The organism is Microcystis sp. LEGE 08355, assembly GCF_015207185.1.
Classification (GTDB): domain Bacteria; phylum Cyanobacteriota; class Cyanobacteriia; order Cyanobacteriales; family Microcystaceae; genus Microcystis; species Microcystis panniformis.
Map to the genome: position 1 here is coordinate 1 of NZ_JADEXI010000254.1, position 6359 is coordinate 6359.

At 42.4% G+C, this 6359-nt stretch carries 7 protein-coding genes; 5 read left to right on the forward strand and 2 right to left on the reverse strand.

Translation table 11 applies throughout. The features are described from left to right. Nucleotides 1–591 precede the first annotated feature (591 nt). Together psbQ and IQ242_RS13675 are read right to left on the reverse strand one after the other, a co-directional pair. Complete coding sequence (gene psbQ / locus IQ242_RS13670; RefSeq protein WP_045360899.1) at nt 592–1032, reverse strand: photosystem II protein PsbQ; 441 nt, start codon at nt 1030–1032, stop codon at nt 592–594. Between the two features lie 238 nt (nt 1033–1270). Next, nucleotides 1271–2401, reverse strand: coding sequence for an FAD-dependent oxidoreductase (locus tag IQ242_RS13675; RefSeq protein WP_193960338.1), 1131 nt, complete (start codon nt 2399–2401; stop codon nt 1271–1273). A 219-nt stretch (nt 2402–2620) separates the two neighbouring features. Between IQ242_RS13675 and IQ242_RS13680 the strand changes: the two genes are divergently transcribed. From IQ242_RS13680 to phaE, 5 genes are all read left to right on the forward strand, one after another. Next, nucleotides 2621–3811 (forward strand): thiolase family protein, encoded by a 1191-nt coding sequence (locus tag IQ242_RS13680; RefSeq protein ID WP_193960339.1) that lies wholly within the window; start codon nt 2621–2623, stop codon nt 3809–3811. A 12-nt stretch (nt 3812–3823) separates the two neighbouring features. Continuing rightward, nucleotides 3824–4540, forward strand: coding sequence for an acetoacetyl-CoA reductase PhaB (gene phaB, locus IQ242_RS13685; protein WP_151696289.1), 717 nt, complete (start codon nt 3824–3826; stop codon nt 4538–4540). Between the two features lie 111 nt (nt 4541–4651). Continuing rightward, entirely contained in the window at nt 4652–4927 is a 276-nt protein-coding gene (locus tag IQ242_RS13690) for a BrnT family toxin (RefSeq protein ID WP_193960340.1), read from the forward strand. Next, nucleotides 4911–5123: a hypothetical protein gene (locus IQ242_RS13695; RefSeq protein WP_193960341.1), complete on the forward strand. Its 213-nt coding sequence runs from the start codon at nt 4911–4913 to the stop codon at nt 5121–5123. Before IQ242_RS13690 ends, IQ242_RS13695 begins: the two co-directional genes overlap by 17 nt. A 79-nt stretch (nt 5124–5202) precedes the next feature. After that, a complete protein-coding gene (phaE, locus tag IQ242_RS13700) occupies nt 5203–6198 on the forward strand; it encodes a class III poly(R)-hydroxyalkanoic acid synthase subunit PhaE (RefSeq protein WP_193960342.1) in 996 nt (331 codons plus the stop codon). The last annotated feature ends 161 nt before the right edge of the window (nt 6199–6359 follow it).

The following is a 6359-nucleotide window of genomic DNA, read 5'->3' on the forward strand; positions in this document are numbered from 1 at the left end:
GTTAGCGATAGCTTGAAGGCTTACCCCATAAGAGAGCTAGGGTTTAGAGACTGTAAGACTTTTGCCAGACTCCCAGAAGAGCGATAAGTAGTCGTGCAAAATTAATTTCCTAGTCGAGACTCCGAGACTCCGAGACTCCGAGACTCCGAGACAGCTATCAGGGATCGGATTTGAGTTTTCAGTTCACTGTTTACTCACATCAGCAAAAGGCTGACGGCTGAGAGCTTAGATGTGTAATTAATTTTGCTTAGGTACTTAACCGTGTTTTTGAGGACATTGTTTCTTGTCCCTACTCCTCAATAAACCCGAACCTGAAGGAAAATTTACCCCTACCCCCTACCCTAAAAGAAAAATTTTTTCTGGAAGGTTTTTCAGCATCAGGGTTTGATGATTTGAGTGCAAGCTTGCTCAGTTTAACTAATATCATCCTTGCCCTTGCGGGGGGGTAAAATTTGCTGCTATAAATAAGAAAAAAAGTTTTTGTGTGCTTCTCTCTGACAACAATCTCTAGGCAAAAAGCCGGAGATTTTTTAAAAAAGCTGATAACTGATCACTGATAACTGATCACTGATAACTGATCACTGATAAAAACTAACTAGGAACAATATTTAAGAAAGCATCGAAGTCTTTTAATGCTTCTTGGAATTGATTAGCAGCAAGACTAGCATCTTTTTCTTTGGCTGCCGCATCGATACGTTCAAAGTGAACGAAAAGATTTTTCGCTAACTGCTTGGCTTTTTCTTGGTCTTTGGGCAGTAAATTACGGGATAATCCTACCATTTCCTGACGCAATTGCCCCAAAGGACCGTGGATATAGGTGCGAGTATCTACCCAATTTTTGTCAGCGATGAGGTCTTGCAAAACGCTCATTTTTTCGCGAAATCCTTCTATGGGTTGGATGTAAACCTGTAACTGTTCGATTTTTTGCGGACTGTAAACGGTGGGGATAGTTGCTTGGGGACCACTGCAGCTAACCAGCAGGGTAGTAACTAGGACTAAAACTAGGGAAATAATCGAGCGAAGACGTGGCATTGGTTTATATGTACTATTTAACAAACTATTGACGTTCTCTCCCTTGACCAGTCAAGGTATCGGGACGATTTTTACTTTATCAGGTTGTGGGATTCCCAAATCAGATTTTACTCCCAACGGCCTTGACAATAACTCGGTGTTATTGGACGATAATCAGCAATTTTGCCTCTGATCCCCCCTTAATCCCCCCTTGATAAAGGGGGTGTCTGATAATTTTTAACACCTACCTACTTATTGATTACAGCTTAAACTGTTTCATAAAAGCTCGATCGATCCGATCTTTCCATAACCATAATAACGGTGATTGACATCCGAAACCGCCCCAAGATGCGATCGCATCTTGGTCTCCGGTCCCGATTAAACTCAGATAATTTTTCTGGGGAAAATAGGGTTTTAGGGGCTGATTTTGCAGAATTCTGACTAAATTATCGAACAGGGGTTTACCTTGTCGGACGGCAAAAACTCCCGCTTTCGGACGGGGATAATCTGGAATCGTGGCAATATCTCCCACGGCAAAAATATGGGGATGGGAAAGAGATTGCAGATAATTATTCACTAAAATAAACCCTTTTTCATCTGTCAGTAATCCTGACGCTTTAATCCAACTAGGGGCCGAGGCAGTCGTTACCCAAATTGTATAATCCATCGGTAAAACTAACCCCGATGAACAGATAATCTGATCTGCTTGCACTGCCGTCACATCCGTTGATAAATATAATCTAATTCCCCTTTGTTGACAAATATTCTCTAAACGTTGACCGACCCAATTATTATGGGCTGGTAGGAGTTTTTTTCCTCGATGAATTAGAGATAAATTCAAATTACTGCTAGAGTTGAGAATTTTGGCCAAACGGGACTGCATATTTAAAGCTAATTCTACCCCGCCTGCGCCACCACCAACAATGACGATATTTAGAGTATTATTGGGGTTACTAACCGCTTTTTTCAAGATTTCTTGCCATCCTTCCCGAAAAATCGGTACTGGTTTGGCGGGAATAGCGTACTCTTTCGCACTGATAACATTATCTACTGCCGGAATGCTGCCGATATCGAGCGAGAGATAATCAAAGGGAATCTGTAAAGAATTATTACAAGTTACTTGACATTTTTCCGTATCTATGAAGACAGCCTTGTCTAAACAGAATTGTGCTTGAGAATACCTAGCTAGAGAAGGTAAATCGATATGAGTCTCGGCAAAATCATAAAAACCGGCGATGTGGCCCGGTAACATTCCCGAATAGGGGGTATGGGTGACATCGCTAATTAAAGTTAATTGAACGTTTTTTAGGGGTGATTGCCCCCAAAGACGAAGAGCGATCGCATGACTATGTCCACCACCGATAAAAACTAGGCGCTTGACTAAATCCATAAAAAAAGGGGATTGCTGCCGGAAAAGTTAAATTCTAATGAATATATCTTCTGACACAGAAAATCTGTTGCAAAATCGAGGGTAGATAGACAAAAACTCAAGGCATCGAGGCCAGGAACTTGTAACCAATGACAGTCAATTGGGATTTTGATCTTTTCGGACTCGATATTCTTAAGTAAATTCTATCTAGTATCTTCGCTTCCCAATAGAGAGAAGTCTATGCAAGAAGTTTATATCGTGGCCGCTGTCCGGACTCCAATTGGTCGTTTTGGTGGGGGATTAATCGGATTATCCCCGGCGGATTTAGGGGCAACAGTGATGAAATACGCCCTAGAAATCGCTAATTTGCCCCCAGAAGCCCTAGATTTGTACATTTTCGGCAATGTTTTGGGAGCGGGTCATGGTCAGTTAATTCCCCGGCAAGCGGCGATTAAAGCGGGAATTCCCGTAAGCGTGGACGGATATCGGGTGGATATGGTTTGTTCTTCGGGAATGATTGCCGTTAGTAACGCTGCCACCTCAATTCGCGCTGGAGAAGCGGATCTCGTCCTCGCCGGTGGCATTGAATCCATGTCCCAAACTGGCTTTTTTCTCTCCCATCGGGCCCGGTGGGGTTATAAATTCCTCATGGGTGCGCCGGAACAATTAACCGACCTATTACTCCACGATGGCTTAACCGATGCTACCACGACTGAGGTTATGGGTTCCCAAGTTGATCGCCTCTGTCTCGATCGCGGTGTCTCTCGGCAAGCATTAGATGAAATTGCCGCTTTATCCCACCAAAGAGCGGCCACAGCCACAGAAAAAGGCTGGTTTAACGGTGAAATCGTGCCAATTGAGCTTAAATCTAAGAAAGGTTCCACAATTATCGCTCAAGATGAGGGTATTCGTTCCGATAGTACCCCGGAAGGTTTAGGAAAACTGCGGCCGGCTTTTAATCCGTCGGGAGTTTTAACCGCGGGGAATAGTAGTCAGATTTCCGATGGGGCCGCCGCTATCCTTTTAGCCAGTCAAAAAGCTGTGGATCAGTACGGTTTAAAACCAATTGCCAAAATCCTTGGCGGCGCTGTGGCTGCCGGAAAAACCGATCGCTTCCCGGAAGCCACCGTCCCGGCGGTGAAAAAATTACTGGCATCTTTAGATAAAACGATCGAAGATTTCGATTTAGTGGAAAATAACGAAGCTTTTGCCTTAAATAATCTCCTGTTTGAGATGGATCTGGGGTTAGCGAGGGAAAAACAAAACGTTCACGGTGGTGCGATCGCATTAGGTCATCCCATCGGCGCTTCCGGAGCGCGGATTCTGGTGACGTTAATTAACGCGTTGAAAGTACAGGATAAAACCCTCGGTATGGGGGCCATCTGTCATGGGACCGGTGGCGGAACAGCGATCGCAATTGAAAGAGTTTAGGAGGAAAAAGCTATGGTATCTCTGGGACTAGAGGAGAAAGTTATCGTCGTTACGGGCGGAAATCGAGGCATTGGGGCGGCTATTGTCTCTCTTTTGATAGATTTGGGGGCCAAGGTGGCCTACACGGATTTAGTCGCCGATAATCCCCAGGGTTTAGGCATTGTCGCCGACGTGACTAAGTTGGAATCCATGGAAGCGGCAGCTAAACAAATTGAAGCGGAATTGGGACCGGTTTACGGTATCGTCGCTAACGCGGGGATTACCAGAGATAACTTTTTCCCTAAATTAACGCCGCTAGATTGGGATTTAGTGATTAATGTCAACTTAAAAGGGGTTAATCACACGATTAAACCGTTTATTGAGGGAATGTACGAACGACAAGCGGGATCGATCGTTTGTATTAGTTCTATTTCTGGTGATCGTGGTAATGCCGGCCAAACTAATTACGCGGCCACAAAAGCGGCAGTTATCGGTTTAGTCAAATCCTTAGCGCGAGAAGCTGCCCGTTATAATATTCGCGCCAATGCGATCGCACCAGGGTTTATTAACACGGAAATGACTTTAGCGATTCCCGATAAAGTTCGCGATAAAATCACCGCCGAAATTCCCTGTCGTCGCTTCGGTGAACCCGCAGATATCGCCTGGGCAACTGCCTATTTACTCTCTCCTGTTGCCAGCAGTTATGTCTCTGGAGAAGTCCTCAGAGTTAATGGGGCCCATCACACCTAATCAGTTATCAGTTATCAGTTATCAGTGGGTGAGTTATCAGTTATCTAATTCAAAGATGGAAAATGTGTTTGTTATTGTCCCTGCTAAGTTGCTTGATAGTAGCATAAATATATGAAATTTCAATGGGATCAAGACAAGGCAAATAACAACATTAAAAAACATAGTATATCTTTTGAAGAAACAGTGACCGTATTTGGGGACCCATTGGCCGTGACGATTTTCGATCCCGATCATTCAGTGGGTGAGTTTCGTTTTCTGACGATAGGACAGTCAAAATCACAAAAGCTGTTAGTCATATCCCATACAGAAAGAGAAAATGAGATTCGCTTAATTAGCGCCCGTTTAGCTAGTAAACAGGAGAGAAAAAATTATGAATCAGGAGTTTGAAGAAACGGTTAGTGACGAGATGAGGTCTGAATATGACTTTTCCAGTGGTATTCGTGGCAAATATTATCAAGCTTATCGACAGGCTAGTAATGTGATAATTCTCGATCCCGATGTGGCGGAAATTTTTCAAGATTCAGCCTCAGTCAATGAAGCGTTAAGATTACTAGCAAAAATTGCCAAGTCTGGAAAAATATGACTTATCAGTTATTAGTTATCGGGTGTAGGATGGGTTAGTAAATTAGCGAAATCAGCGTTAAAGGAAAAGGGCAAAAATAATGGATAAACCGACACAAGCTTGGAGTGAGATGGCCACCGATTACGTCAATCTTTGGACAGAAACCGGGGCAAAAATGTGGTCAAGTTGGTTTGATATGATGGGAGCGATACCGACTCCTATGGGCAATATTAAACCAGAATTACAAGAGGCAACCCAGCGCTATTTTGATAATCGGGATTTATTGATCAAATTCCTAAAATTATCGATGGAAGCTTGGGAAAGTATCTTTCCGAAAATGCAAACAGGAGAAGACTGGCAAACAATTTTAAATAATTATACCCAACAGATGCGCGGTCAACTGAATAGTTTTACTACTACCACTTCCCAAAGTAGTCAAGATGTCAGTCAACTATGGACAATTTACCTGCAACAATTGCAAAGTCTCAATCATTTATGGTTCGATCCTTTGGTGCTGTCAAATGACACAATAACCAAAGCTTGGTTAGGTAATACTTCTTCTTTGATCGAACTCAATAATATCTATTGGCAGAAGTTTTATGATGAAACTTTTGGCCAATGGTTACAGATGCCTTTATTGGGATTGCCGCGAGAATTTAACCGCAAATTACTCGATAGTTTTGAAACTTGGCGCATTCTTTATCAGGCTAGTATTAACTATCAAATTGTGCTGGCTGATATTCAAGTTAAATCCTTTGAAGCTTTAACTAAAAAATTAGTTTTCCTAGCAGAAAAAGGTCAGCCTGTCAAGGATTGGCGAGAATTTCAAGATCTGTGGAGTGTCGTCGCTGATGATATTTTTGAAAAGGCTTTTTGTCAACCAGAAAACCTAAAAGTAAGGGGAAAATTTATTAATTCCCTCAATGATTATCGCCTCAAACAGCAGGATTTAATGGAAATTTACCTGCGCTCAATGAATCTGCCTACCCGCAGCGAAGTCGATGAAATTCATCGGACTATCTATGAATTACGCAAAGAGGTAAAAAGTCTCAAAAAAGCTTTAGGAGAAAAAAAAGAAATAGAAAGTAACAATTAGTTAATTGTGCTTGACAATCAGTTATCAGTTATCAGTTATCAGTTATCAGTTATCGGATTGCAGTTTTCAGTATATAGTGTTAGGTGAAAACTTCGGAACTTTCTTTTCACTGATTACTGTTTACTGTTCACTGCTCACTGAAAAATCCTTTCTCTTATACA

What these genes read in the sequence shown, in the direction of transcription:
- psbQ (WP_045360899.1), bottom strand. Translation starts at nt 1,032, where the DNA reads ATGCCACGTCTTCGCTCGATTATTTCCCTAGTTTTAGTCCTAGTTACT.
- phaE (WP_193960342.1), top strand. Translation starts at nt 5,203, where the DNA reads ATGGATAAACCGACACAAGCTTGGAGTGAGATGGCCACCGATTACGTC.
- IQ242_RS13695 (WP_193960341.1), top strand. Translation starts at nt 4,911, where the DNA reads ATGAATCAGGAGTTTGAAGAAACGGTTAGTGACGAGATGAGGTCTGAA.
- IQ242_RS13675 (WP_193960338.1), bottom strand. Translation starts at nt 2,401, where the DNA reads ATGGATTTAGTCAAGCGCCTAGTTTTTATCGGTGGTGGACATAGTCAT.
- IQ242_RS13680 (WP_193960339.1), top strand. Translation starts at nt 2,621, where the DNA reads ATGCAAGAAGTTTATATCGTGGCCGCTGTCCGGACTCCAATTGGTCGT.
- phaB (WP_151696289.1), top strand. Translation starts at nt 3,824, where the DNA reads ATGGTATCTCTGGGACTAGAGGAGAAAGTTATCGTCGTTACGGGCGGA.
- IQ242_RS13690 (WP_193960340.1), top strand. Translation starts at nt 4,652, where the DNA reads ATGAAATTTCAATGGGATCAAGACAAGGCAAATAACAACATTAAAAAA.